The sequence below is a fragment of the Lacunisphaera limnophila genome, from assembly GCF_001746835.1.
Lineage (GTDB): Bacteria > Verrucomicrobiota > Verrucomicrobiia > Opitutales > Opitutaceae > Lacunisphaera > Lacunisphaera limnophila.
The window spans coordinates 2719071-2742486 of sequence record NZ_CP016094.1 but is presented as its reverse complement, the minus strand read 5'-3'; the positions used below and the strand labels follow the sequence as shown (position 1 = coordinate 2742486).

The 23416-nt window shown below is 67.3% G+C and carries 19 protein-coding genes; 12 read left to right on the top strand and 7 right to left on the bottom strand.

Annotated elements, in window-relative coordinates; translation table 11 throughout:
* Nucleotides 1–23: 23 nt before the first annotated feature.
* The gene (locus Verru16B_RS11395; protein ID WP_069962398.1) at nt 24–2612 is read right to left on the bottom strand and encodes a DEAD/DEAH box helicase; all 2589 of its coding nucleotides are present in this window, start codon (nt 2610–2612) and stop codon (nt 24–26) included.
* A 192-nt stretch (nt 2613–2804) separates the two neighbouring features.
* Here Verru16B_RS11395 and Verru16B_RS11390 point away from each other — a divergent pair, with 192 nt between their 5' ends.
* The 3 genes from Verru16B_RS11390 (at nt 2805) to Verru16B_RS11380 (ending at nt 6141) form a co-directional block, all read left to right on the top strand.
* Nucleotides 2805–4013, top strand: a complete 1209-nt coding sequence (locus Verru16B_RS11390; protein WP_218918780.1) for a glycosyltransferase family 4 protein — start codon at nt 2805–2807, stop codon at nt 4011–4013.
* Nucleotides 4010–4873 carry a UDP-2,3-diacylglucosamine diphosphatase gene (locus tag Verru16B_RS11385; RefSeq protein WP_069962396.1) on the top strand — a complete coding sequence of 288 codons (864 nt, stop codon included), beginning with the start codon at nt 4010–4012 and terminating at the stop codon, nt 4871–4873. The genes Verru16B_RS11390 and Verru16B_RS11385 overlap by 4 nt, the downstream gene beginning before the upstream one ends.
* An 83-nt stretch (nt 4874–4956) precedes the next feature.
* Nucleotides 4957–6141, top strand: coding sequence for an MGDG synthase family glycosyltransferase (locus Verru16B_RS11380; RefSeq protein WP_069962395.1), 1185 nt, complete (start codon nt 4957–4959; stop codon nt 6139–6141).
* Nucleotides 6142–6190: 49 nt separating this feature from the next.
* On the opposite strand, the gene Verru16B_RS11375 is transcribed toward Verru16B_RS11380, so the two are convergent.
* Together Verru16B_RS11375 and Verru16B_RS11370 are read right to left on the bottom strand one after the other, a co-directional pair.
* The gene (locus Verru16B_RS11375; protein WP_237023400.1) at nt 6191–7489 is read right to left on the bottom strand and encodes a 3-deoxy-D-manno-octulosonic acid transferase; all 1299 of its coding nucleotides are present in this window, start codon (nt 7487–7489) and stop codon (nt 6191–6193) included.
* An 88-nt stretch (nt 7490–7577) separates the two neighbouring features.
* Nucleotides 7578–8627, bottom strand: a complete 1050-nt coding sequence (locus tag Verru16B_RS11370) for a deoxyhypusine synthase family protein (protein ID WP_083270296.1) — start codon at nt 8625–8627, stop codon at nt 7578–7580.
* A gap of 200 nt (nt 8628–8827) precedes the next feature.
* Here Verru16B_RS11370 and Verru16B_RS18885 point away from each other — a divergent pair, with 200 nt between their 5' ends.
* Both Verru16B_RS18885 and Verru16B_RS18880 read left to right on the top strand, forming a co-directional pair.
* Complete coding sequence (locus Verru16B_RS18885; RefSeq protein WP_237023399.1) at nt 8828–10021, top strand: M16 family metallopeptidase; 1194 nt, start codon at nt 8828–8830, stop codon at nt 10019–10021.
* A complete protein-coding gene (locus Verru16B_RS18880) occupies nt 10018–11673 on the top strand; it encodes a M16 family metallopeptidase (RefSeq protein WP_237023509.1) in 1656 nt (551 codons plus the stop codon). Before Verru16B_RS18885 ends, Verru16B_RS18880 begins: the two co-directional genes overlap by 4 nt.
* Before the next feature lie 126 nt (nt 11674–11799).
* On the opposite strand, the gene Verru16B_RS11360 is transcribed toward Verru16B_RS18880, so the two are convergent.
* The 3 genes from Verru16B_RS11360 to hemW all read right to left on the bottom strand — a co-directional run bounded on the left by Verru16B_RS11360 (nt 11800) and on the right by hemW (nt 14650).
* Nucleotides 11800–12831, bottom strand: coding sequence for a M23 family metallopeptidase (locus Verru16B_RS11360; protein WP_237023398.1), 1032 nt, complete (start codon nt 12829–12831; stop codon nt 11800–11802).
* A 77-nt stretch (nt 12832–12908) separates the two neighbouring features.
* Complete coding sequence (locus Verru16B_RS11355) at nt 12909–13364, bottom strand: hypothetical protein (protein WP_083270294.1); 456 nt, start codon at nt 13362–13364, stop codon at nt 12909–12911.
* A 56-nt stretch (nt 13365–13420) separates the two neighbouring features.
* Nucleotides 13421–14650 carry a radical SAM family heme chaperone HemW gene (gene hemW / locus Verru16B_RS11350; protein ID WP_069962392.1) on the bottom strand — a complete coding sequence of 410 codons (1230 nt, stop codon included), beginning with the start codon at nt 14648–14650 and terminating at the stop codon, nt 13421–13423.
* A 63-nt stretch (nt 14651–14713) separates the two neighbouring features.
* Between hemW and Verru16B_RS11345 the strand changes: the two genes are divergently transcribed.
* The 4 genes from Verru16B_RS11345 (at nt 14714) to Verru16B_RS11330 (ending at nt 17886) form a co-directional block, all read left to right on the top strand.
* Nucleotides 14714–15622: an IPT/TIG domain-containing protein gene (locus tag Verru16B_RS11345; RefSeq protein WP_069962391.1), complete on the top strand. Its 909-nt coding sequence runs from the start codon at nt 14714–14716 to the stop codon at nt 15620–15622.
* A gap of 67 nt (nt 15623–15689) precedes the next feature.
* Nucleotides 15690–16256: a hypothetical protein gene (locus tag Verru16B_RS11340; RefSeq protein WP_069962390.1), complete on the top strand. Its 567-nt coding sequence runs from the start codon at nt 15690–15692 to the stop codon at nt 16254–16256.
* A 113-nt stretch (nt 16257–16369) separates the two neighbouring features.
* Nucleotides 16370–16900, top strand: a complete 531-nt coding sequence (locus Verru16B_RS11335; protein ID WP_069962389.1) for a PH domain-containing protein — start codon at nt 16370–16372, stop codon at nt 16898–16900.
* Between the two features lie 5 nt (nt 16901–16905).
* A complete protein-coding gene (locus Verru16B_RS11330) occupies nt 16906–17886 on the top strand; it encodes a PH domain-containing protein (protein WP_069962388.1) in 981 nt (326 codons plus the stop codon).
* 115 nt (nt 17887–18001) lie between these two features.
* Here Verru16B_RS11330 and Verru16B_RS11325 read toward each other — a convergent pair whose 3' ends face one another.
* Nucleotides 18002–19042 (bottom strand): DUF362 domain-containing protein, encoded by a 1041-nt coding sequence (locus tag Verru16B_RS11325; protein WP_069962387.1) that lies wholly within the window; start codon nt 19040–19042, stop codon nt 18002–18004.
* A gap of 159 nt (nt 19043–19201) precedes the next feature.
* On the opposite strand from Verru16B_RS11325, the gene dnaG reads away from it, so the two are divergent.
* From dnaG to tatA, 3 genes are read left to right on the top strand one after another with little or no spacing between them, the layout of a single operon-like run.
* Nucleotides 19202–21058 carry a DNA primase gene (dnaG, locus tag Verru16B_RS11320; protein WP_069962386.1) on the top strand — a complete coding sequence of 619 codons (1857 nt, stop codon included), beginning with the start codon at nt 19202–19204 and terminating at the stop codon, nt 21056–21058.
* A gap of 55 nt (nt 21059–21113) precedes the next feature.
* Entirely contained in the window at nt 21114–23057 is a 1944-nt protein-coding gene (gene rpoD, locus Verru16B_RS19200) for an RNA polymerase sigma factor RpoD (protein WP_083270293.1), read from the top strand.
* A 53-nt stretch (nt 23058–23110) separates the two neighbouring features.
* Nucleotides 23111–23326 (top strand): twin-arginine translocase TatA/TatE family subunit, encoded by a 216-nt coding sequence (tatA, locus tag Verru16B_RS11310; RefSeq protein WP_069962385.1) that lies wholly within the window; start codon nt 23111–23113, stop codon nt 23324–23326.
* The last annotated feature ends 90 nt before the right edge of the window (nt 23327–23416 follow it).

Genomic DNA, 23416 nt, shown 5'->3' with positions numbered 1-23416 from the left:
CCACGGCGACTCGCCGGGGACGCTTACCCCTGCACGCCCGCGACCGGTGGCGCCTCGGGCGCCACCGGGGCCGCCGGGCCGTAGGTCGTCTCCGCTTCGGCGGCGTCCGCCGCGCTCAGCTGGATCAGGCTGTTGAGGGAGCTGAAATGCGTCGTCCACTCGAAGTCCCCGCTGTGCCCGCCGACCACCTGGTTGAAGAGTTGCTTCTTCTCCCCCTTCAGCGCCTGGATGCGCTCCTCGATCGTGCCCGCCGTGACCATGCGGTAGACGAACACCGTGTTCGTCTGGCCGATGCGGTGCACGCGGTCGATCGCCTGGTCCTCGACCGCGGGATTCCACCAGGGGTCGAGCAGGAACACGTAGTCCGCGGCGTGGAGCGTGATGCCCGTGCCGGCGGCCTTGAGGCTCACCAACATGACCGCCGCGCCCTGGGCCGACTGGAAATCCTTCACCGGCTTCTGCCGGTCCACCGTCATGCCCGTGATCTCGTACCGGGGCAGGTCCGGGTAATGCTGGTCGAGCGCGGTGCGCACGCGGTCCAGCAGGGTCACGAACTGCGAGAAGATGACGACCTTGTGGCCGCTGGCCACGATCTCGGTGAGCTTCTCGACGAGCAGCTGGAGTTTGCCGCTGTCCGTCAGCGGCGAGTGCAGCCACGGCAGCAGGTCGGGGTCGCAGCACACCTGCCGCAGGCGCGTGAGCAGGGCGAGGAAGCCGAAGGATTTCTCCCGCAGCGCCAGGCCGATGTCCTCGCCCAGGCGGGCGAGGCCCTCGGTGCAGATCCGCGCGTACTCGGCGCGTTGCACCTCGGTCAGCGGGCAGAGCAGGTCCATCTCCACCTTGGGCGGCAGCTCCGTGGCGACCTCGTTCTTCGTGCGCCGCAGAATGAAGGGCGCGACCTGCTGGCGCAGGCGGTTCATCGTGCCGTCCCGGTCCTGGATCAGGGCCGACTCGAAGCCGGAGCGCGATCCGAGCAGGCCCGGCAGCAGGTACCGGAAGATGGACCACAGGTCCAGCTGCCGGTTCTCCAGCGGGGTGCCGGTCATCACCAGGCGGTGCTCGGCCCGGAGTGCGAAGCAGGCCTGCGTGACCTTGGCGTCGGGGTTCTTGATGAACTGGCCCTCGTCGAGGATGGCATACCCGAAATCGGTCTGGTCGAGCAGGGCGCGGTGCTTGCGCAGCTGCGTGTAGCTGGCGAGCCAGATGCAGTAGGACTTGTGCTGCTTGAAATCATGGCCGGATTTCAGGATCTCGACCGTGGCGTCGGGGTAGAACCGCGCGATCTCCTCGCGCCAGACCGGCACGACGCTCGCGGGGCAGACCACGATGTGCCGGTTCCGGCCCATCGGGCGGGAACGCAGCAGCGCGATCATCTGCGCCGTCTTGCCCAGGCCCATCTCGTCGGCCAGCAGGCCGTGGCAGCCGGTCTCGCACAGGTGGTGCATCCACTCGACGCCGCGGCGCTGGTAATTGCGGAGAAAATCCGGCATCACCGGCGGCGACGCGGGGGCGGTCAGCACCTTCTGCCGCCAGGCCGCGATCTCGGGCCCGAGCGTCACCTTGATGCGCCGGTCGTTGAAGAGGGAGAAAATCAGGTAGGGCGGGACCTCGCCGCCCACCGCGGTCTCCTCGAGGTTGCGCTTCCACTGCTGGTAGCTCTCCCACTTCTCGGGCTGCATCGTGACGATGCCGAGGTCGGGCAGCAGCATCGGGGTGCGGCCGTGCTTGAGCAAGGCGGCGGCCTGCTCGTCGGTGAGCAGCTTCTCGCCAGCCCGGAAGATCCAGCGCAGGTTCAAGCCGCCGGCGGAGCCGCTGCGCTTGTCGGCCACGGCCTCGATCTCGATGACCCGGGCGCCCTGCTTGATGTTGTCCACCTTCCCATCGAGCTCGATGGCGAACTGCTTTTTCCAGTGGGGCAGCAGATCACGGATGAAACCCGGAATGTCGGCCAGCGCGTCGAGCGCGTACGCATGCGTGGCCTGATTATACCGGAAGTGGGCCTTGCGGGCGTAGGTGGCCAGCGCGATCAGCTTGGCCCGCTCGGCGGCACTGGGATGATGCGTGGTGTTGCCCAGGGCGGGGATCCGGTTCCGACCGTTCTTCCAGTAGGCGAGAAACACCAGGCCGTCGGCGTTGGCCGTGAAACTGAGCAGGAGGTCGCGCGCGGGCAGGTTGCTGTCCGGCTTGGCGGCGTGCCCGTTCTGGCCGTTGGCCGCATGGGTGGCGCCGTTGCCGCTGACCCGCGCACCCCCGCGGGGCGCGCCGTCCGGCAGCAGGGCGGACATCTCATCGACCAGCAGCTCCTCGATCTCGTGCAACCCCGCCACGGCGATGGCGTTGGCGAGCACCAGGTCGGTCGAGGAGGAACGCACCTTGATGCTGTCCCCTTCCCACTCGATCACCGCGTATTCCTCCTTCTTGTCCACCCGGCGGTGGATGATGGCGTCCTTGGCCCCCAGCTCAACCTCACGGATCTCGCTGTCGCGGTACATGCCATGGCCGCGCTCCACATGGGTCGCGTCAAATTGCCCCTCCCACTCGATTTCCATGCGACCAAACCAGAAATCCAGCGACTGCGGAGTGTAGATGCGTTTGGGACCGTGGGATTGCATCAAACTAAAAGAGGGACCCTAGAAACCCCGCCAACGGGCGTGCAACACCTATTTGGCCTATTTTCCCGATGGCTGTTTTTACGGGTCGTTTAACCGGATCGTCACCTCTCCGCCACGGGTTCTTCACACCAACCCCTCATGATCGCGGGGTGCTCGACGGCTGGCAGGTCGCCGCCGTCCGGGCCAACCCAATTGAACCTCATCATCGTCACCGAAACCTACGCACCTGAAATCAATGGCGTCGCCATGACGCTCGGCCGCTTGGTGGACGGCCTCGCCGCCCGCGGCCACCGGATCACGATCGTGCGCCCCCGCCAGCGGCACGAATCTCCCCGCTTTTCGGTCACTCAGCGTCTGGCCTGCCGGCAGATCCGCCTGCCCGGCGTGCCCATTCCCGGCTACCCCCAACTCCGCCTCGGCCTGCCGGCCGCGCGCCGCCTCCGCAAGCTCTGGACGCTCAACCGCCCCGATCTGGTGCACGTCGCCACCGAGGGCCCGCTGGGAGCCTCGGCCATCACGACGGCCCGCCGCATGGGCATCCCGGTCACTTCGAGCTTCCACACCAACTTCGACCAGTACACCCGCGACTACCGCATCGGCTGGTTCAAGCCCGTCGTCGCCGCCTGGCTGCGGCACCTGCACAACCGCACCCTGCGCACCTTCGTCCCCACCCGCGACCTGGCCGCCCGCCTCGAGCACGAGGGCTACCGCAACCTGCGCCTGCTCTCGCGCGGCGTGGACACCACCCTCTTCAATCCTGCGCGGCGCGACGAGGCCCTCCGCGCCGCCTGGGGGGTCGGTCCGGGCGAACTCGCCGTGATCCACGTCGGCCGCCTCGCCGCCGAAAAAAATTATCCCCTGCTCTTCCGCGCCTTCGACGCCATCAAGGCCGTGCAACCGCGGGCGAAGCTCGTGATCGTCGGCGACGGCCCGCTCCTCTCCGCCTGCCAGCGCGAGCGGCCGGATGCTGTTTTCACCGGGTTCTACACCGGCGTAAGCCTGGCCCGGCACTATGCCTCGGGTGACATCTACCTGCACACCAGCATCACCGAAACCTTCGGCAACGTGGTCACCGAGGCGCTGGGCAGCGGCCTCGCCGTCGTCGCCTACGACTACGCCGCCGCGCACGAATTCATCCGCCCCGGGGATAACGGCCTGCTGGCCCCCGTGGGCGACGAGACCGCCTACCTCGCCGCTGCCGACCGCCTCGCCCGCGAGCCCGCCCTGCGCGCCCGCTGTGCCGCCGCCGGCCCCGCCACCGCGCGCCTCCTGACCTGGGATGCCATCGTGGATCGTTTCGTCGCCGACCTCCTGGAGGCCGCCGAGGAATTCCACCGCACGCTCCCGGCCGGAACCGGGCCCGCCACGCTCGCCCCCCAGCCTTCCGCCTCCTCCTCATGAGCAAACCCGCCCTCAAGGTCCGCACCGTCATCCTCTCCGACCTTCACCTCGGCACCCCCCACGCCAAGGCCGACGAGGTCACGCACTTCCTCAAGCACGTCCGTTGCGAGCGCCTCCTGCTCAACGGCGACATCATCGACGGCTGGCGCCTGCGCCGGGACGGCCGCTGGACCAAGGCCCACACGCGCTTTGTGCGCCGCGTCCTCACCCTCGTGCAAAAGAAGGATACGGATGTCGTCTACCTCCGCGGCAACCACGATGATTTTCTCGCCCGCCTGCTCCCGATGCGCTTCGACCGCCTGAGCCTGGTCGAGGACTATGTGCTCGAATCCGCCTCGGGCCGCTACCTCGTGCTGCACGGCGACGTCTTCGACGGGGTGGTGAAGAACATGGTCTTCCTCGCCCACCTCGGCGACATGGGCTACGCCATGCTGCTCCGGGTGAACCGCGCCTACAACTGGTTCCGCCAGCTGCGCGGCAAGGAGTACTTCTCGCTCAGCGCGGCCATCAAGGCCCGGGTCAAGCAAGCCGTGAGCTTTGTCGGCAAGTTCGAGGAACAGGTCGCCGCCCTCGCCCGCCAGCGCGGCTGCACCGGCGTCATCTGCGGCCACATCCACACCGCGGCCGACAAACGGATCGGCGGCATCCACTACCTGAACTCCGGCGACTGGGTTGAATCCCTCACGGCGATCGTCGAGCACCACGACGGCCGCTTCGAACTCATCACGTTCAAGGATTTCACCGCCCAGTTCCCCATGCCCGCCCGCGAGACGATGGAGACGGAAACTGAAGGGGAAGAGCCCCTGCCCTTCCCCTTCGATGCCGCCGCCCCCGCTGCGATCATGGCGGCCATGCGCTGAATCTCCTCCCGGCCGGTAGCGGCAGTCCGTGAACGCCGTGCCCCGCACCCTGCGTTCACGAGCGCCGCACCCGCCTCTCCCCCATGAAACGCATCCTTATCCTGACCGCCGGCTACGGCGAAGGCCACAACAGCGCCGCCCGCGCCCTCCAGACGGCCTTCAACGAACAACCCGGCGTCGCCGCTGAACTGGTCGATCTCTTCGCCCTGCGCGCCCCCCGCCTCAATGACCTCTCCCGCCGCGGCTACCTCGGGCTCATCAACACGGCCCCCGATCTTTGGAGCCGCATCTACCGGTGGTTGGACGAGTCGTCCCGGGCCCCGGCGCTGTTCCGTACGCTCGGCAGTCATCGCCACCTGCTGGGCCGCCTCATCGCGGAAAAGCAACCCACGGCGATCGTCTCCACGTACCCGGTCTACGCGTGGCTGCTCGCGCGCCTCCGCGCCGATGGTCAGGTTTTTTGCCCGCATTACACCGTCATCACCGACGCGCTCACAATCAACTCGCTCTGGTACCGGCCGCCCTCCGCCGGCTGGTTTGTGACCGATCATGACTCCGCCTCCTTCCTCCGTGCCCGCGGGGTGCGGGACGAACGGGTCCACGTCAGCGGCTTTCCCGTCGCCTCCGCTTTCGCCGACCGGCCCGGTCTGTGGCAGCCGCCCGAGCCCTCGCCGGCAACCCCGCGCCGGATCCTTTTCATGATAAACTCCGGCCGGAGCGCGGCCCTCGCCATCGCCCGCGAACTGCTCCAGCACCGCGGCTGGCAGATCACCTTCACCGCCGGTCGTGACCTCAAGCTCCGCCAGGAACTGGAGGCGCTCGTCGCCGATGCCCCGGCGTCGGCCCAGATCCTTGGCTGGACCGACCGCATTCCCGAGCTGCTGATGACCCACCACGTCGTCATCAGCAAGGCCGGCGGCGCGACCACCCAGGAATCCATCAATGCCCACTGCCCGATGATCGTCAGCCAGATCGTCCCCGGACAGGAGGAGGGCAACTACGAGCTCCTGCGCCGGCACGACACCGGCGCCCTCGCCACCACGCCGCCCGCGATTGCCGCCACGCTCCACCGCGCCTTCGCCCACGATGCCGCCCTCTGGCGGCACTGGCGCAGGAACCTCCAGTCCCTCGCCCAACCCACCGCGGCTCGGACCATCGCCCGGCAGGTGCTGGAACACAGCCCGGGCCTCCCGTCGCCCACCCCGCCCGCCGCCACCACCCGGCCGGCCGCTATGCCCAGCCGGGCCGCCGCCGCGACGGTGCGGTGAACATCTGGCCTGGTGCGCCGCTGTGCCCCTAGGTGAGCCCGGGCGCCTCCTAGCGCCTGAGCATTTCCCGGATGACCGCCACCGTCCGCTCCGTCGCGCCGCGGTTAGCTTCATGCCAGGCGTGGGCGGATGCGGTGAGCGCTTTTCGCTGCGCCTCATCGGCCAGCAAGTCCACCGCCACCCGGGTTAGTTCTTCGTGGGTCTCGACCTTCCGCACGGCGCCGGCCTCGGTCAGGCCGCGGATAATCTGGCGAAAATTGGTCATGTGCGGGCCGTGCAACAACGGTTTCTCCAGGATCGCCGCCTCGACCGGCGTCTGCCCCCCGTCGTGCGGGGCGAGGCTCTTGCCCACGAAGACCAGGTCGGCCAGCTGCGTGAACTTCCGCAACTCGCCGGTCGTGTCGCCGACCACGACATCCACGGGACCGGGCGCCGGACCGACGGAACGGAAGTGAAAGGTGAAACCGCTCCCATCCAGCAGGGCCCGCAACTCCTCCCGCCGCTCCGAGTGCCGCGGCACCAGCAGCAACGACGCGACCAGTCCCCGGCGGCGGGCGGACTGCAGGGCCGCGAGCAGCGCCGCTTCCTCACCCGGCCAGGTGGAGGAACCGAGCAGCACCAATCCGTCGCCGAGGCCCAGCTCATGCCGCAGGCGCGCCAGCTCGGCGGACGGGAGCAGCGGGATGTCCACATCGAGTTTCATGTTGCCCGTCGTCACGAGCCGTTCCGCCGGGAAACCCAGCAGCTTGAACCGCTGTTCATCGCGCCGCGCCGCGCACAGCGTGCGGGTGATTCCCCGCGAGAGCGGGCCGACCACGGAGCGGAAGCGCATCAGGCGCCGGTAGCTCCGGTCGGACAGCCGCGCATTGATGCTCAGCACCGGCACGCCATGGAGCGCGGCCTGGTGCACGTGCTCCGGCCAGCGCTCGCCTTCCATCAGGATGCACAGGTCGGGCCGCACCCGCCACCACGCACGCTCGCTGAAGGCCCAGAAATCGAACGGAAAGTAGCCGATGCCGATGGTCAGCGCGGCGTACTTCTCCTGCGCCAGCCGGTACCCCGTGCTGGTCGTCGTGGTGAGGTAGACTTCCGCGTTCCCCTCGCGCCGGAAGGCTTCCAGCAGCGGGGCGATGGCAAGCATCTCCCCCACGCTCACGGCCTGCAGCCACACGCGCTTGCGCCCGGCCACCTTGGGCGGCAACGGATCGGTCCCGCCGAAGCGGTGGCCGAGGTTTTCCACATGCCCCCCGCGCCGCCGCATCAGCCAGAGAAAATACGGCACCGCAAGCACCAGCCCCGGCAGGACAAGGATGCGGTAGATCCAGATCACGGGTGGCAGCGCGGTCAATTTGATCCAACCACCGAGACACGGAGGTCACCGCGCAAACCAGACTTCTCCATGAACGCTGTGCCTCTGGGGTTCAATTCAGGTCGCTTTAGTGGCCCAGGACCCAGCTGAAGATCAGCGGCGCCACGATCGTGGCGTCGCTCTCGACGATGAACTGCGGCGTCTTCGCCCCGAGCTTGCCCCAGGTGATCTTCTCGTTGGGCACGGCCCCCGAATAACTGCCGTAACTCGTGGTCGAGTCGCTGATCTGGGCGAAATAGCCCCAGAGCGGCACGCTCCGGCGGCCCAGGTCCTGGTGCAGCATCGGCACGACGCAGATCGGAAAGTCACCCGCGATGCCGCCGCCGATCTGGAAGAACCCGATCGAACCCTCACCAGTGCGCAGCCGCTTCGCCGTCTTCGTGTACCAGCCGGCGAACCACGCCATGTACTCGATGCCGGTGCGGACCGTGTGCACCCGCGTGATCTCACCCGTGATGACGCGGCCGGCATACATGTTGCCCAGGGTTGAGTCCTCCCAGCCGGGCACGATGATGGGCAGGTTCTTCTCGCAGGCGGCGAGCATCCAGGAATTCTTCGGGTCGATTTGGTAGGACTTCTTCAGTTTCCCGGAACGCAGGATCTTGAACATGAACTCGTGCGGGAAAAAGCTCTGGCCCGCGCGGTCGGCGGCCACCCACTCCTCCGCCACGGCGGCCTCGATCCGGCGCATGGCCTCGCCCTCGGGGATGCAGGTGTCGGTCACGCGGTTCATGTGCCGGTCGAGCAGGGCCTGTTCGTCGTCAGCCGTCAGGTGCCGGTAATGCGGCACGCGCTCATAATAGTCGTGGGCGACCAGGTTGAAGATGTCTTCTTCCAGGTTCGCGCCGGTGCAGACGATGGCGTGGACCTTGTCCTGTCGGATCATCTCGGCAAGCGTGATGCCCAGCTCGGCCGTGGACATCGCTCCGGCCAGCGTCACGAGCATCTTGCCCCCCGCCTGCAGGTGGGTCTCATAACCCTTCGCCGTGTCGAGCAGGGCGGCGCTGTTGAAGTGCCGGTAATTGTGGGCGATGAACCGGGAAACCGGGCCCTTCTTGCGGGCCAGCTTGGCGTTGACGAGTTCGGGTTTGGGCTGGGCTTTGGCTTTCGTCTTCATCCCGCCAAGCAAGGTCGCGGCCCCGGCCCTTGGCCACACAAAAGTCCCGGCGTATTTTGCGGGACTTGGCCGGCAACATGTTGCTCTGGTCCCGGCACTTGGACGGACCGTGCCAGCCCGCGCCGTCCCGACCGGGTGGCGCACGCTCCTTCCAACCCGACCTTGCACTTCCGGCCCGTCCTGCTGTCAATTTGCCCCGCATGAAGCTGCTTTCCTTTCCCGCCCGCGCCGCGCGTCTGGCCTTTGCCCTGATCCTTCTGCCGCTCGCGACGCTGTCCGCCGCCGACTTCGCCCACCAGGCCAGCGACCTGCCCGCCGATCCCGGCATCAAGTGGGGCCGGCTCGACAACGGCCTCCGCTATGCCCTCCTCCGCAACGCCGAGCCCCAGGGCCGCATCAGCGCCCGCCTCGCCATCAAGGCCGGTTCGCTCCACGAGAATGAGAACCAGCGCGGCGTGGCCCACTTCCTCGAGCACATGGCCTTCAATGGCAGCCGGCGCTTCCCCGCGGCCAATGTCATCGAGTTCTTCCAGAAGCTCGGCATGGACTTTGGCGGCGACACCAACGCCTCCACCGGTTTCGACCGCACCATCTACCAGCTCGAACTGCCCGACACCAAGCCCGAGACCCTGCGCGAATCCCTAACCTGGTTCGCCGACGTCGCCGACGGCCTGCTCCTCGACCCGCAGGAAATCGACAAGGAGCGCGGCATCATCCTCAGCGAGAAACGCGCCCGCGACTCGGTCGCCCTCCGCACCTTCATGGCCGAGCTCGAGTTCCTGGTGCCCGAGACCCGCCTCCCGCAGCGCCTCCCCATCGGCACGGAGGAGGTCCTCCGCACCGCCGGCCGCGAACGCTTCGTCGAGTACTACGACAGCTGGTACCGCCCCGACCGCATGATCCTCGTGCTCGTCGGCGACATCGAACCCCTCCAGGTCGAGCCGGTCGTCCGCGAGATCCTCGGCGCCGTCACCGCCCGCGCTCCCGCGCCCCCGAGCCGCGCCTCGGCCTGGTCAACCCCAGTGCGACGATCGAGGCCCAGCTCCATCCCGAGATGGAGGCCGGCGGCACCAACGTCTCCATCCAGACCGTCGTCCCTTACGCGTTCGAGCCCGACACCGCGGCCAACCGCCTGCAGTACCTCCCCCGCACGCTGGCCCTCCGCATGCTCAACCGCCGCCTTTCCATCCTGGCGAAGGCGGAAAACGCCCCGTTCCTCAGCGGCATCGTCGGCATCAGCGAACAGTTCGACCTGTTCCGCAACGCCGCCATCGAGCTCAACTGCCGGCCTGACCAGTGGACCGCCGCGCTCGCGGTTGCCGAGCAGGAACTCCGCCGCGCCCTGGAACACGGTTTCCAACCCGAGGAACTGGCCGAGGTCGTCGCCGAGATGACCAACAACCTGGAGCAGGCCGTGCGCACCGCCCCCACCCGCCGCTCCAACGGCCTGGCCGACTTCCTCACCGGCAGTCTCATCGACGACGCGGTCCCCACCCACCCCATCGCCGACCAGCGCCTTTACCAGCCCGCCCTCGCCACCCTCACGCCCGAGGCCTGCACCGCCGACCTCCGCGCCACCTGGGCCGAGGCCGCCGGCCGCAAGCTCTTCGTCAGCGGCAACGTCCAGATCCCGCGCGCGCCGCAAAACATCGCCGCCGCCTACACCGCCAGCACCCGCACCGTCGTCGCCGCGCCGCCCAAGATCGCGGCGGCCGCGTTCGCCTACACCGACTTCGGCAAACCCGGCAAGGTCGACGAGCGCACCGAGGTCACGGACCTCGGCGCCACCCTCCTGGCGTTCAAGAATGGCGTCCGCCTCAACCTCAAGCCCACCGATTTCGAGGCGGGCCGCATCCGCCTCAACATCCGCCTCGGCGGCGGCACGCTCACCGCGCCCGCCGATCAGCCCGGCCTGCCGCTCCTCGCCAATGTCGCGTTCACCACCGGCGGCCTCGGCCGGCACAGCGTGGACGACCTGCAACGCCTCCTCGCCGGCCGTACCGTCGGGTTGTCCTTCGGGGCCCAAAGCGACGCCTTCAGTTTCGGTGCCACCACCAACCGCGCCGACCTGCTCCTCCAACTCCAGCTCTTCTGCGCCTACGTCACCGATCCTGGCTTCCGTCCCGAGTCCCTCCGCCAGGTCCACAAGGCCGCCGAGCAGCTCTACCAACGCCTCCCCCACACGCCCGAGGGACCACTCCAGCTTGAAGTCGCCGGCCTCCTCGCCGGCGGCGACCCGCGTTTCGGCCTGCCCGCCCGCGAGGTCCTGCTCGCGCGCTCCCTCGACGAGCTCAAGGCCTGGCTCGCGCCCCAGTTCGCCCGCGGCCCGGTTGAGATCACCCTCGTCGGTGACTTCGAACCCGACGCCGCGATCGAGGCCGTCGCCCGCACCTTCGGCGCCCTGCCCAAGCGCGACAAGAAACCCGCCTACACCGAGGCCCGCCGCCTGACCCCGCCCGCGGAGCCGCTGGCCAAGGCATACACCATTACTTCCGAGATCCCCAAGGCACTCGTGCGCCTCTACTGGCCCGCCACCGACGCCCGCGACGTGAAGCTCTCCCGCCGCCTGCGTCTCCTCAACGACGTGTTCGCCGACCGCCTACGCGTCGAGATCCGCGAGAAAATGGCCGGCACCTACAGCCCCAATGCCGCCCCGGACCTCAGCGACACCTACCCCGGCTACGGCTGGCTCATCGCCGACGCCACCGTCGCCCCCGCCGACACCCGTCTCATCGCGGATGCCATCAAGAAAGTCGCCGCCGACCTCCACGCCGGCGGCGTGACCGAAGAGGAACTGGAACGCGCCCGCCAGCCCGTGCTCACCGCCCTCCGCGAATCCGCCCGCACCAACGGCTACTGGCTCGGCAGTGTCCTCGCCGCCGCCCAGGAATTCCCCGAGCGCCTCGACTGGAGCCGCACCCGCTACTCCGACAACGAAAGCATCACCGCCGCCGAACTCTCCGCCCTCGCCCAACAATACTACGTCCCCGCCAAGGTGAGCGAATTCATCGTCACGCCCATCGCCCCGGCCGCGCCTAAATTGTAGCGCGGGGTCTCCGAACCCCGCCTGTCTTGAATAGAAGGCTTTATACCCCGATCCGCCGGCTGAGGTTCAATCCCGTTTTAGGCCGGCCGCTGACCGCGGGGGAGCCCCGCAAACCCGGCCTTCCGCTCACGACCGCAACCCGAACACCAGCTGCAGCATGGTCGTCAGGTCCGGCCCCGGCGTGGGTTTACCCCCGCGCGTGCGGATGAGGGATTTGCCGCGGAAGGAACGCAGCGCGGCACTGTCCACGTCCAAAATCTCGACCGTGCCGGCGCGCTGGCCCGCCACCTGGGTCGGACTGAGCGGGGTCCAGGCAAAGGGCAGGCCGGTCACATCACACTGCACCTCCCAGCCGCCGACGAGGCCGTCCATCGGCTTGCGCAACAGCGCCGGGTAACGCCGGATGAAGTCCGGCACGCGCGTCGTGACGACCCGCAGCCGCACCGCCGAGTCGCGGCCGGCGAAAAACTGGGCGAAATTATCCACCCGCCGGCTGCGCCAACGCTCCAGGAAATCCCGCGGGTCGATGCCCATCAGGTTCATGCCGTTGTACAGGCCGTGCTGGTTGGGACTCCCGAATTTCCGCCACGTGAACCACGAGCTGAAATCGTCGGTCAGCCGCAGTCCGATCTCGAAATGCAGGTGCGCCCGGTCCTTCGGGATCGCGTAACCACCGGCGCTGCGCCCCATGAGGCCGAGGGTCTGCCCACGGCGCACTGTCAGGCCCGTGCGGAGGCCGGGCTCTACCTTGGCCAGATGCGCGTAAAGCGTGTAGACCGCCGGCGTAACGCCCGGATGCTCGAGCACCACATACCTCCCGTAGCTGCTGTCCCCGGCCCGCGTGTTCACGTGGCGCACCACCCCATCCATCGCCGCCATCACCGGGTCGGTCGCCTCGCCGTTGCGGTCGCGCCCCATCGGCTTGATGTCGAGGCCCTCATGAAATTGCGTGCCGTTGCTCCGCACCGAACCCCAGAGCCCGGAGGTCGCCTGCCCCGAGACCGTGGGCTGCACCCACGCGTCGAAGGCGCGCCCGCGCTCCCACGCGGGATTCGGCGTCGGCCAGCTGATCTCGACCCGCTGGGCGGAACCCGTGACGGCCAAACCCGCCCCCACCAGCAGAATCAAAACCCGGAGGGTGCCGCGTGCGCGGGGCAAAATGCCGGTGGGCAGGCCCGGACCGGAATCTGCGTTTCTTTTGCTTGGGGTGACCATACCGTCTGCAGGCATTGGGATCATTTGTTTGCGGCCGCAACAGCGATGTCGGCGGTCGTTCGTTTCAACCGTTCCACCAGGGCGGGCAGCTCGGCGTCGGGCCGCTCCACGAAAACCAGCAACCTGCCGTCCGCCAACGCCTGCTCGATCCGGTGCACCCCGACGGGCTCGTCGTTGAGCAACAGCACCAGCCGACGGCCCACCGCGGAGACCGACAAGCGGTAGAGATCGCGCGCCGCCGCGGGCGTAACCTGCAACCACAGGCACGGCCCCAGATCCACGCGGGCCGCCTCGGCGTCGCGCACATCATATTCGACGAACACTGGCTTGGCCGCGACCGTGATCCCGACGCCACTCACCGGCAGCCGCACCGTGATGCCGGCCTCACCGGGCCGGGTTTCAAGAAAGAGCCGGGCCACGAGCGGTTCATAAGGAGGCGCCGAGGTCGTCTGCTGGCAGGCGGTGAGAGCGAGCAAAGCAAACAGGATAAGATGTCTTCCCTTTGTGGGAGCGAGACATTCGGACCGCCCCCTCATTTCTCCGCCCCCCTCGGCACCGCCTCGAAAGCTTCCATGACCTCCACTCCCACCGCGTCGGCCACCAGCCGGCCGCGCGGGGTCAGTTGGATGCGGCCTTCCGCCGTGGCGGTGAGCAGACCATCCAGCAGCAGACGGGGAATCAAGTCCTCGAGCCCGACCCAAGGCGCGGAAGGGAACCGCCGGCGCAGGCGCGGCAACGACACCCCGTCATTCATGCGCAGGCCAAAGATCACGGCATCGGCCGCCAGCAGCTCCGGGGTGAGCGCCACCCGGTCGCTGGTGACGCGACGGCCCGCGGCCACATCGTCCAGCCAGCGCGCGAGGTCCGCGGGGTTCGACCCGCGCCAGCCTTCATACTGGCTGGCCGCGGAGGGACCGAGGCCGACCCACTCCATCATGTGCCAGGTATTCAGATTGTGCCGGCAGGTCTGCCCGGGTCGCGCGAAATTTGAGACCTCATACTGGGCATAGCCCCGCGTCGCGAGGTAGTCCCACGTGTGCTGGTAAAACAGCGCCTCCTTGTCGGCATCGAGCTTCACCTTGCCCTGCGAAAGTTTCACCCAGAGCGCGGTGTCCTCCTCGAAAGTGAGACAGTACGTCGACAGGTGGTCCGGTGCGAGCCGCAGAGCCTCGTCAAGATCCGCCCGCCACTGCGTCTCGGTCTGGCCCGGCAGCGCGAACATCAGGTCCATGCTCACGGTGGCAAAACCCGCCGCCCGGATCAGATCATACGCCCGGTAAATCTGGGCCGGGGTGTGCTGCCGGCCGAGCGCGTCGAGCAGGGCGTCGTCGAAACTCTGCACCCCCAGCGAAATGCGGGTCACGCCCAGCGCCTTCAGCACCGCCAGCCGCTCCGCCGTGACCGTGGCCGGGGCCATCTCGACACTCCACTCCGTGGGCTGGGCACCGCAAAACAGCAGCATGGTCCGCCCCAGCCGCTCCAGCTCGGACGCCTTGAGCAGACCGGGCGTGCCCCCACCCCAAAACGCCGTCGTCACCCGTCGGGCGCCCGACCCCGGACCGGTGGCCGCGGGCCAGTTCACCAACCCGGCCTCGGTCTCAATTCCCTCCAGGTAGCGGACCACGGCGTCGCCTCGCGGCACGGTCTGGTAAAAGGCGCAAAAATCACAAGTTGTCGCGCAAAACGGCACATGCACATAGACCCCCACGGGCGCCGGTTCGGGCGCCTGCTCTTTTTCTTGCGCTGAGGGGAAGCCGGGCATTATTGAATCTCTCCAATTTACGAACTGCCAACAGCCTGCGCGGTTGGCGGTCAATTTCATCCCATGCAAAAGACTCCCTCCCTCCTAGCGAGCAGAATTTTCCCGGCCCTCGCCGCGGCCCTCATGCTGTTTCTGGTCGCCGGCTGCAATCTCACGATCACCAACCTGACGCCCGACACCGTGCCGCAGAATCCGTCCCAGATCTACACGATCACGGCGAGCTTCCGCGCCAGCAGCCAGGTCGAGACCGCCACCATCCGCCCCCGCATCATCATTGACGGCTCGGCCTACGCCATGAACCGCAGCCCCGCGGGCATCGACATCTGGGAATTCGACTACCAGCTGCCCGCCGGCCGCACCACGGCTTCCTACTATTTCATCTGTGACTACCAGACCAAGGGCAGCGCCGAGACCATGGACCTCTATTCCGAGCTCCAACACCTCAAGATCGCGGGCCGCTACGTGATCCGTCCCGAAGCCACCCGCGCGCCCGTCGGCTCCCGCGTCAGCATCCTCGGCGCCGGCTTCACCACCGCGGACCTCGTCTATTTCGACAACAACCCCACCCGCACGGTTTTCGAGTCGCCCAGTTCGCTCAGCTTCTTCGTCCCGGCCGTCGTCCCCGGCCGCAGCTACAAGCTCACCATTCGCGGTGCCGGCGTCGGTCTCGACGTGGGCAGCTTCCGCGTCGATGCGATCAGCTTCCAGGTCAGCCCGAGCGCCGTCGTGCTGCGCCCCGGCGAACAACAGGCCGTCACCTTCACCATCCCGCAGCCCGCCCCCGCCGGCGGCCTGCTGATCGACGTGACCACCGATGTCCCCGAAAGCGTCGTGATGCCCGTCGTCATGGTGGAGGCCGGCCGGACCGACGTCACCGTCCCGATCCAGGGCGGCAAGCCCGGCACCGGTTCGCTCTTCTTCCGCAGCAGCGTCGGCGAGAGCAGCATCGCGGTGACCGTCACCGCCAACTGAGCGCCCGACCCCAACCGGCCCCGATCAAGCGCACGTCCCCCGTGCGCTTTTTGCTGAACCAAATTCCATGAGCGTTTCCCCCGGCCGCTTCTGCCTGATCCTGGCCTTGGCCGCGCTCACCGGTTGCACCACAACCGCGCCCCTGGGCGGGCCCGCCCCCGCCCCGGCCCCCATGGCCGACTCGGTGCCGGCGACAGCACCCACGCGGGCTCCCACCGCGGCTGCCGTCACCCTGCCCGCCCCGCCCCCGCCATCGGTGGTGGTCCCCCTCCCGCCCGCGAGCATCACCGGTTCCGAGGAAACCAGCACGATGCTGGACAACTTCACGGTCTATGTGGTCGCCGTGGATGGCGTGGCCGTGGCCGGCGGTCGCCCGGGTTGGAGCACGCCGATTGCGCTCCCGGCCGGGCCCCACCGCGTGTCCCTCGGCTTCAATCGCGGGGTCTTCGCCGCGCACGCCGACCTTGCCATCGAGGCCGTCAGCGCCGCGGCTTACGAGGTGCGTTTCGCCAGCGACGCCCAGCTCTTCGGCCAGAACAGCTACTGCGAGTTTTGGATCGTGGACACCGCCACCGGTCAGCCGGTGACGCCCCGCGTGCGCTCCGCCCTGAGCCGGATCGAGCCGCCCCGGTAGAGTCTATCTGTCGCCGACCCGATTGGCCAGGTGCGGCCCACGCTGGAAAACAACCCGGGCCGTGCAATGGCCGCGGGCTTGCGCCCCGCCGCGACCCCGGCTTTTCTCCCGCCATGACCGACCCCGCCCTCGACCGGCAAATCCAGGCCATCGAACGCCCTGACCAGGTCCTCCTGAAATACTACCTGCTCAGCTGCCTCGTCTTTCCGCCGCTGCTCGTGATCGCCGGTCCCTACTACTATTTCCGGTACCGCACCATGCGTTACAAGTTCACCGATGACGGCATCTCCATGAGCTGGGGCATCCTTTTCCGGCGTGAGATCATCGTGAACTACGCGCGCATCCAGGACATCCACCTCCAGTCCAACATCGTCGAGCGCTGGCTCGGGATCGCCCGCATCCTCGTGCAGACCGCCTCCGGGAGCAGCTCGGCCGAGATGACGATCGAGGGCCTGAAGGAATTCGAAGCCCTGCGCGACTTCCTCTACGCCCGGATGCGGGGCGTGAAGGATCCGCACCACGCCCCGGCGCCCGCGAACGCCACCCACGCCGGCGCCGGAAACGGTGATGTCGCCGCCGCCCTGCGTGAAACCGTCGCCGAGCTGCGCGCCCTGCGCGAGGAACTCGCCCGCCGCCGGACCTGACCGCCATGTATTCTCGAGCCACCCTCCTGCTGCTCCGCTGGCTGCGCGTCCCGCCCGAGCCCCAGCCGCCCCACGGCGATCCGGCCTCGCTCCGCGTTTTCCGCGCCGGCAAAAACTTTCTCAATCTACGCCTGCTGAAATGGGGCGTGGCCCAAGCCGGCGCCCTCGCCGGCATCATCTTCTGGCTCGGGGTTTTCTCGGACCTCGGCGACCGCGTCGAGGACAAGCGGCAGCAGAACGCCCAAGCCAAGACCACCGCCCCGGCGCCGGCGCCGGAAAAGCAAAACATGGAGCAGGCGGTTAACTCAGTGGTCCACGGCTTGAAGGATGAAGCGACCGCCGCCGGGAAGGAATTTCAGGAAATCCGCAAAAACAAGCGCAAGGTCGGCCCGCTGCAGGGGTTTTATGCCTGGCGTAACGGTATGATCGGCTTCCTGTCGCGGCTGCCGTCCGGCGCCATGCTCGTGATCTGGTTTTTTGAACTCAGCGGTATTGTCTTCTACGTGCTGCAGCTGCCCGTGACGTTCCTCCTCGCCCGCATGGACTACGACCTGCGCTGGTACATGGTCACCGACCGCAGCCTCCGCATCCGCCACGGCGTCTGGAAAATCAACGAGTCCACCATGAGCTTCGCCAACATCCAGCAGGTCATCGTCTCCCAGGGCCCGCTGCAACGCGTGCTGGGTCTGTCCGATGTGAAGGTGCAGTCCGCCGGCGGCGGCGGGGGCGATTCGGACGAACACCACGGCAAGGGAGATGACATGCACCTCGGCCTCTTTCACAGCGTGACCAACCCGGACGAGATCCGCGACCTCATCCTCGCCCGTTTGCGCCACTTCCGCGAAAGCGGTCTGGGCGACCCCGAGGAAAAATCATCCCCCGTCGCCGCCGCCACCACCGCATCTCTGGCCGGATCAGACGACCTGCTCGCCGCCGCCCGGGAACTCGCCGCCGAGGCGCGCGCCCTGCGCGCGACGCTGGGTTAGCTTGTAGGGGTGGGTCTCCGACGGAGGCTTGGCGGAGATGGCGAAGCAACCCCGCCTCGAACGCGATAAGGTGATCGAACCAAGGCGGGGTTCTGAGACCCCGCCCTACAGTTTCTCACTCCACCTTCGTCACCGTCGCATGTTCCACGTCGGTCGAACCCACGCCGAGCTGCCGGGCGAACTCCAGCACGCGGGCGTCGTCCTCCGAAATCGGGTCAAAGCCGGCGCGTTTGCGGGCGGTGTTGATCCGCGCCAGCATCACGGAATCGAGCAGCACCGGGTCGGCGCTGGCGAGGATCCGCGGCTCCGAGACGGTGTACAGCGAGTTGAAGAAGGGTCCGCCGATGAACTGGTAGAGCTGCAGGCTGGCGAAGGTCAGCGCCCAGGTCTCGCGCAGTTCGGGGATCGCGGCCATCTCGGCCACCGCGGCGGGCGCGGTCGCGGGACTCTTGAAGAATCGGAAGGTGTTGCTCGCATTCCACAGCGTGGCGTTCACCAGCGCGCCGTTGATGCCCAGCACGGGATGGTCGGTGTAGACCGGCAGGTTGATCCAGAAATCGGCGTCGAGGAACAGCGGCGTGGCGAGGAAGCTCTTGCGGTCCTCCTCGACGGTCGTCTCGGCCCGGCCGCCGGCCGCGTTCTTCGCCGCCTGCTCGGTCAGGATCGCATCGAAGCGCGCCGGCAGCGGGCTGTCGTAGAACCAGGCCGGATCGTAGAACTTGCCCGACTCGAGCACGAACACCGGATGCCCCGGGAACGGCGCGACGCCGGTGGAATACGACGGCAGGAAACCGGTGAGGCGCAGCCGCAGCGGGTTCAGGCCGACGAGGAAGATGTCCTGCTTCTCAAACCCGCGCTTCTCCAGCGCGGCGATCACGGCGCGCACGAGGCCAAACGGCGTGGAGAGCCCCGGGCCGGAATCGGCGTAGATCTTGATGCCGGCCTTGCGCTTGGCGCCCGGCACCAGCGGCTTCCCGGTGTTCTGCTCGTAGGCCTGCATCGTCTGCTCGACGGCGTACCGGTAGGCGGCGTCGCTGAAATCGCCCAGCCCGTGCTCCCAGACCAGCCCCGGAGCGGGGGCGGGCTCGGCGGCGGTCAGACCGACCGCGGCCAGGAGGACGGAACACAGGGTGGATATGAACAAGGGAAGGCGCATGAAAAAAGGCGGCCGGCCGGGAAGCGACACGGACGCGCAACCTGACAGACACCACCCGCGGATAAAAGTTTAATCTGCCCGGTCGAAAGGCCCCGGTCCGCGATTGTCCCTTGAACCACGCTGGACAAAGTCGGCCTGTTATCGTCCCCTTTTCCTCCCGTGCCCGTCATCAAAGCCAACAGCCTCCGTGACCTGAAAAACCGGGTGAACATCCACGATGTGGTCATCCGGGTCGTGGCGCTTAAGAAGGCCGGCGGCGGACGTTTCAAGGGCCTGTGCCCGTTCCACGCCGAAAAGACCCCCTCGTTCAACGTCTCGGCCGACAAGGGCTTCTTCAAGTGCTTCGGCTGCGGCAAGGCGGGCGACGCGATCAACTTCGTCATGGAGACCGAGGGCCTGCCCTTCACCGAGGCGGTCGAGGCCATCGCGCAGCGCTCGGGCTTCACCCTCGAGTACGAGGAGGGCTCCGGCGGCCCGTCGAAGGAAACCCGCTCGCTGCGGCAGGAGATCTTCGACATCCACGACCTGGCCGCGGACTTCTACCGGCACGCCTTCCTCGCCCCCACCCCGCATGGCGACTTCATCCGCGATTACTGGGTCCAGAACCGCAAGTTCGCCCCGGAACTCGCCGAGGAATTCAAGATCGGTTTTGCCCCGGTGGATGACACCGGCCTCGCCGCCGTGATGCTGAAACGGAAATTTTCCGAGGACGCCCTGCGCCAGTGCGGCCTGTTCTTCATCCGCGACGGCGCGATCCCCACCCTCGGCGTGATGCGGCCGCGCTTCCGCGGCCGGCTGATGATCCCCATTCGCGACCACCAGGGCCGCATCGTGGCGTTCACCGCGCGCCAGCTCACGCTCACCCCGCAGGACGACGCCTCGCACGAGGCGAAATACGTCAACTCCCCCGAGACGCCGATCTTCACGAAGAGCAACCTGCTCTTCAACCTCGACCGCGCCCGCAGCCACGCCGGCGAGGGCCACCCCTTCGTCCTCGTCGAAGGCCAGCTCGACGCCCTGCGCTGCTGGAGCGTGGGTCTCAAGACCGCCATCGCCCCGCAGGGCACCTCGATCACCGAGGGCCAGCTGGCCCTGCTCAAGCGCTACCACGCCCAGGTCGAGTGCTTCTTCGACAGCGACAGCGCCGGCCAGAAAGCCGCGCTCCGCTTTCTCCCCATGGCGCTCAAGGCCGGACTGGAGGTCCGCTTCCTCACCCTCGCCGGCGCCGCCAAGCTCGATCCCGACCTGCTCTTCCTGGAAAAAGGCCTCACCGCCTACGACGAGGTCCGCCGCGGCGCGCTCGCCGCCATGCCCTTCGCCCGCCAGGCCTTCCTGCCCGAACCCACCAAGGCCTCCTTCAACGAGCGCATGCAGGCCGTGCGCAGCATGGTCGAAATCGCCCTCCAGGCTGAAACCCAAGTGGCCCGCGACGACTACCTGCAACAGGTCTCGCTTCTCCTCGGCGTGCAACCCGACGCCATCCGCAGCGAGGTCGCGATCCTCGAAAAACGCCGTTACACCGGGGGCAAGGACCCCGCCGCTCCGACCCCGTCAACCCACGGCGAGACCCACACCAAAGGCTACGAGGAACACCTGCTCTACGTCTGCCTCCACAACGAGGCGCTCCTGCATGACCTGAGCACCCATCTGGCCCACGAATGGATCGACACCACCGGCACCGCCGGACTGCTGCTCGACAAGCTCCTCGCGGAGGTGCTGCACAACGGCTGGCAGGGCCGGGAAACTCTCGACCAACTCCTTGAGAGTGAGGAAGAAAAGTCACTTGCCGCCACCCTGCTTTTCCAGACCCCCGGCGAGGAAGATTGGGTCAAGATCGCCAACGAAGGCCTGCGCCACTTGCAGAAGCGGTTCCTAGAGCCGAAGAAGCAACAAATAGAACTTGAAATAGCCTCGAAAGGCGCGATAGGTGACCCGACCTTACCGTCCCTCTTGAAACAACGCGCCGCTATCACCCGACAGCTCCTCAATCCGCCGAAGCTCTCCTTGGCTTCCTGAGTTGTCAGGATGCCCCCTTTGCGCCGTAGCCCATCAGGGATACCTTAATTACGTTATGCCGAGCAAATCCAAGCCAGCCGCCCCCGCCGCGAAGAAACCCGCGAAGGAACACGCCCCCGCCAAAGCTCACGCCAAGCCCCACGCTCCCGAGGCGCCCAAACCCGCGGCCCACGCCAAGGCCCACGTCGAACCCGCCCGCCCCGCTGCCCCCGCGGCTGCCGCCGCCCCGGTCACGCCCGACGCCACCAAGGAATTCAAGGAGAAGGCCCTCGAGAACCTTTCCGGCGACCTCAACGACAAGATCCGTTACCTGATCCGCCTCTCCAAGGAGCAGGGCTACCTCACCTACGCCGACATCAACGAGGCCCTCCCCGAGTCCGTCGACAATCCCGAGGACATCGAGAACGTCATCTCCGTCCTTCAGAACCTCGAGATCGACATCCTCGATCCGCAGGAGGTCGACAACTACAAGCAACGCCAGGAGGAGGCCGAGGAGGAAGAATCCCGCACGTCGAACAACGACATCCTCGACGACCCGGTCCGGATGTACCTCAAGCAGATGGGCCAGGTCCCGCTGCTCACCCGCGAGCAGGAAGTCGAGATCTCCAAGCGCATCGAGACCGCCGAGATCAACGCCCTCGCCGCCCTCTTCGCCCTCGGGCCCGTCGGCAAGCACCTCTCCGACCTCGGCGAGAAACTCCTCCTCCGCACCGAGCGCTTCGACCGCCTCGTCATCGACAAGAAGATCGAGAGCCGCGAGGTCTACTTCAAGAACCTCCAGAAGCTCGTCGAGACCACCCGCAGCAACGACGCCATCGCCACCGAGGCCTGGGCCGACGCCCAGAAGGCCAAGGATGAGAAGGCGAAGAAGAACGCCCTCATCCGCTTCAAGAAACGCGACAACGTCCTGCGCGCCTGCTACGTCAAATACTACTTCAAGCTGAAGGTCTTCGAGGACTTCCTCCTCGAGCTCCGCCCGAAGCTCCACGACGTCGAGAAGTGCTTCAGCGACCTCCACCGCGCCAAGCACCCCAAGTCCAAGAAGGACGCCGCCATCGACGTCCGCGCGGTCAACACGAAGCTCAAGCATCTCGAGGCCGACCTCCGCATCGCCCCGCAGGCGCTGATGGACACCCTGAAGGTCGCCCGCGGCCACATCCGCGAGGCCCACCAGGCCAAGACCGAGATGGTCGAGGCCAACCTGCGTCTCGTCATCTCGATCGCCAAGAAGTACACGAACCGCGGCCTCTCCTTCCTCGACCTCATCCAGGAGGGCAACATGGGCCTGATGAAGGCCGTCGAGAAGTTCGAGTACCGCCGCGGCTACAAGTTCTCCACCTACGCCACCTGGTGGATCCGCCAGGCCATCACCCGCTCCATCGCCGACCAGGCCCGCACCATCCGCATCCCGGTCCACATGATCGAGACGCTGAACAAGGTGATGCAGGTCCAGAAGCAGCTCCTCCAGGAATTCGGCCACGAGCCGACCCCCGAGGAGGTCGCCGAGGAAATGAACCTGCCCGTCGAACGCGTGCAGCAGATCATGAAGATGGCGCAGCAGCCCATCTCGCTCCAGTCCCCCGTCGGCGACGGCGACGACACCAGCTTCGGCGACTTCATCGAGGACAAGTCCGCGGACAATCCCTACGACATGACCGCCTTCTCGCTCCTGCGTGAGAAGATCATGGACGTGCTCGACTCGCTCACCGAGCGCGAGCGCCGCGTGCTCACCCTGCGCTTCGGCCTCGTCGACGGCTACAGCCGCACGCTCGAGGAGGTCGGTAAACAATTCAAGGTCACCCGCGAGCGCATCCGCCAGATCGAGGCCAAGGCGCTCCGCAAGATGCGCCACCCGACCCGCATCCGCCAGCTGCACGGCTTCTTCGACGCCGAGCAGATCGACAACCCGCAGAACCTGCTCAAAAAGCCGCCGGCGATCCCGCCGCAGTTCATCAAGCAGGGCGGCCCGCTCGTGAAGTCGCTCTTTCCCCAGAACTGAGCGCCGCTTTCACCCTTTACTAGGCCTCCCCTCACTCTAGCCTTCCCTTTGTCATGACAACTTTCCTCTCCCCCGTCGTGGGCATCATGGGCCTCGGTGGCCCCGAGCTGATCATCATCCTGATCATCCTGCTCCTCCTCTTCGGCGGCTCCAAGCTGCCCGGCCTCGCCAAGGGCCTCGGCCAGTCTATCAAGGAATTCAAGAACGCCGCCAAGGACGAGCCGGCCAAGGACGAGAAGAAGCCCGACGCGAAGCCCGGCAACAACTGAGGCGGCGCAAGTTTTTGGTTTCCCAAGCGCATCCGACAGGATGCGCTTTTTTGTTGGAATCCCCGGCCTGATTAAATGCGGTAGGGGCGG

What these genes read in the sequence shown, in the direction of transcription:
- Verru16B_RS11395 (WP_069962398.1), bottom strand. Translation starts at nt 2,612, where the DNA reads ATGCAATCCCACGGTCCCAAACGCATCTACACTCCGCAGTCGCTGGAT.
- Verru16B_RS11385 (WP_069962396.1), top strand. Translation starts at nt 4,010, where the DNA reads ATGAGCAAACCCGCCCTCAAGGTCCGCACCGTCATCCTCTCCGACCTT.
- Verru16B_RS11380 (WP_069962395.1), top strand. Translation starts at nt 4,957, where the DNA reads ATGAAACGCATCCTTATCCTGACCGCCGGCTACGGCGAAGGCCACAAC.
- Verru16B_RS11370 (WP_083270296.1), bottom strand. Translation starts at nt 8,627, where the DNA reads ATGAAGACGAAAGCCAAAGCCCAGCCCAAACCCGAACTCGTCAACGCC.
- Verru16B_RS18885 (WP_237023399.1), top strand. Translation starts at nt 8,828, where the DNA reads ATGAAGCTGCTTTCCTTTCCCGCCCGCGCCGCGCGTCTGGCCTTTGCC.
- Verru16B_RS18880 (WP_237023509.1), top strand. Translation starts at nt 10,018, where the DNA reads ATGACCAACAACCTGGAGCAGGCCGTGCGCACCGCCCCCACCCGCCGC.
- hemW (WP_069962392.1), bottom strand. Translation starts at nt 14,650, where the DNA reads ATGCCCGGCTTCCCCTCAGCGCAAGAAAAAGAGCAGGCGCCCGAACCG.
- Verru16B_RS11345 (WP_069962391.1), top strand. Translation starts at nt 14,714, where the DNA reads ATGCAAAAGACTCCCTCCCTCCTAGCGAGCAGAATTTTCCCGGCCCTC.
- Verru16B_RS11340 (WP_069962390.1), top strand. Translation starts at nt 15,690, where the DNA reads ATGAGCGTTTCCCCCGGCCGCTTCTGCCTGATCCTGGCCTTGGCCGCG.
- Verru16B_RS11335 (WP_069962389.1), top strand. Translation starts at nt 16,370, where the DNA reads ATGACCGACCCCGCCCTCGACCGGCAAATCCAGGCCATCGAACGCCCT.
- Verru16B_RS11330 (WP_069962388.1), top strand. Translation starts at nt 16,906, where the DNA reads ATGTATTCTCGAGCCACCCTCCTGCTGCTCCGCTGGCTGCGCGTCCCG.
- Verru16B_RS11325 (WP_069962387.1), bottom strand. Translation starts at nt 19,042, where the DNA reads ATGCGCCTTCCCTTGTTCATATCCACCCTGTGTTCCGTCCTCCTGGCC.
- rpoD (WP_083270293.1), top strand. Translation starts at nt 21,114, where the DNA reads ATGCCGAGCAAATCCAAGCCAGCCGCCCCCGCCGCGAAGAAACCCGCG.
- tatA (WP_069962385.1), top strand. Translation starts at nt 23,111, where the DNA reads ATGACAACTTTCCTCTCCCCCGTCGTGGGCATCATGGGCCTCGGTGGC.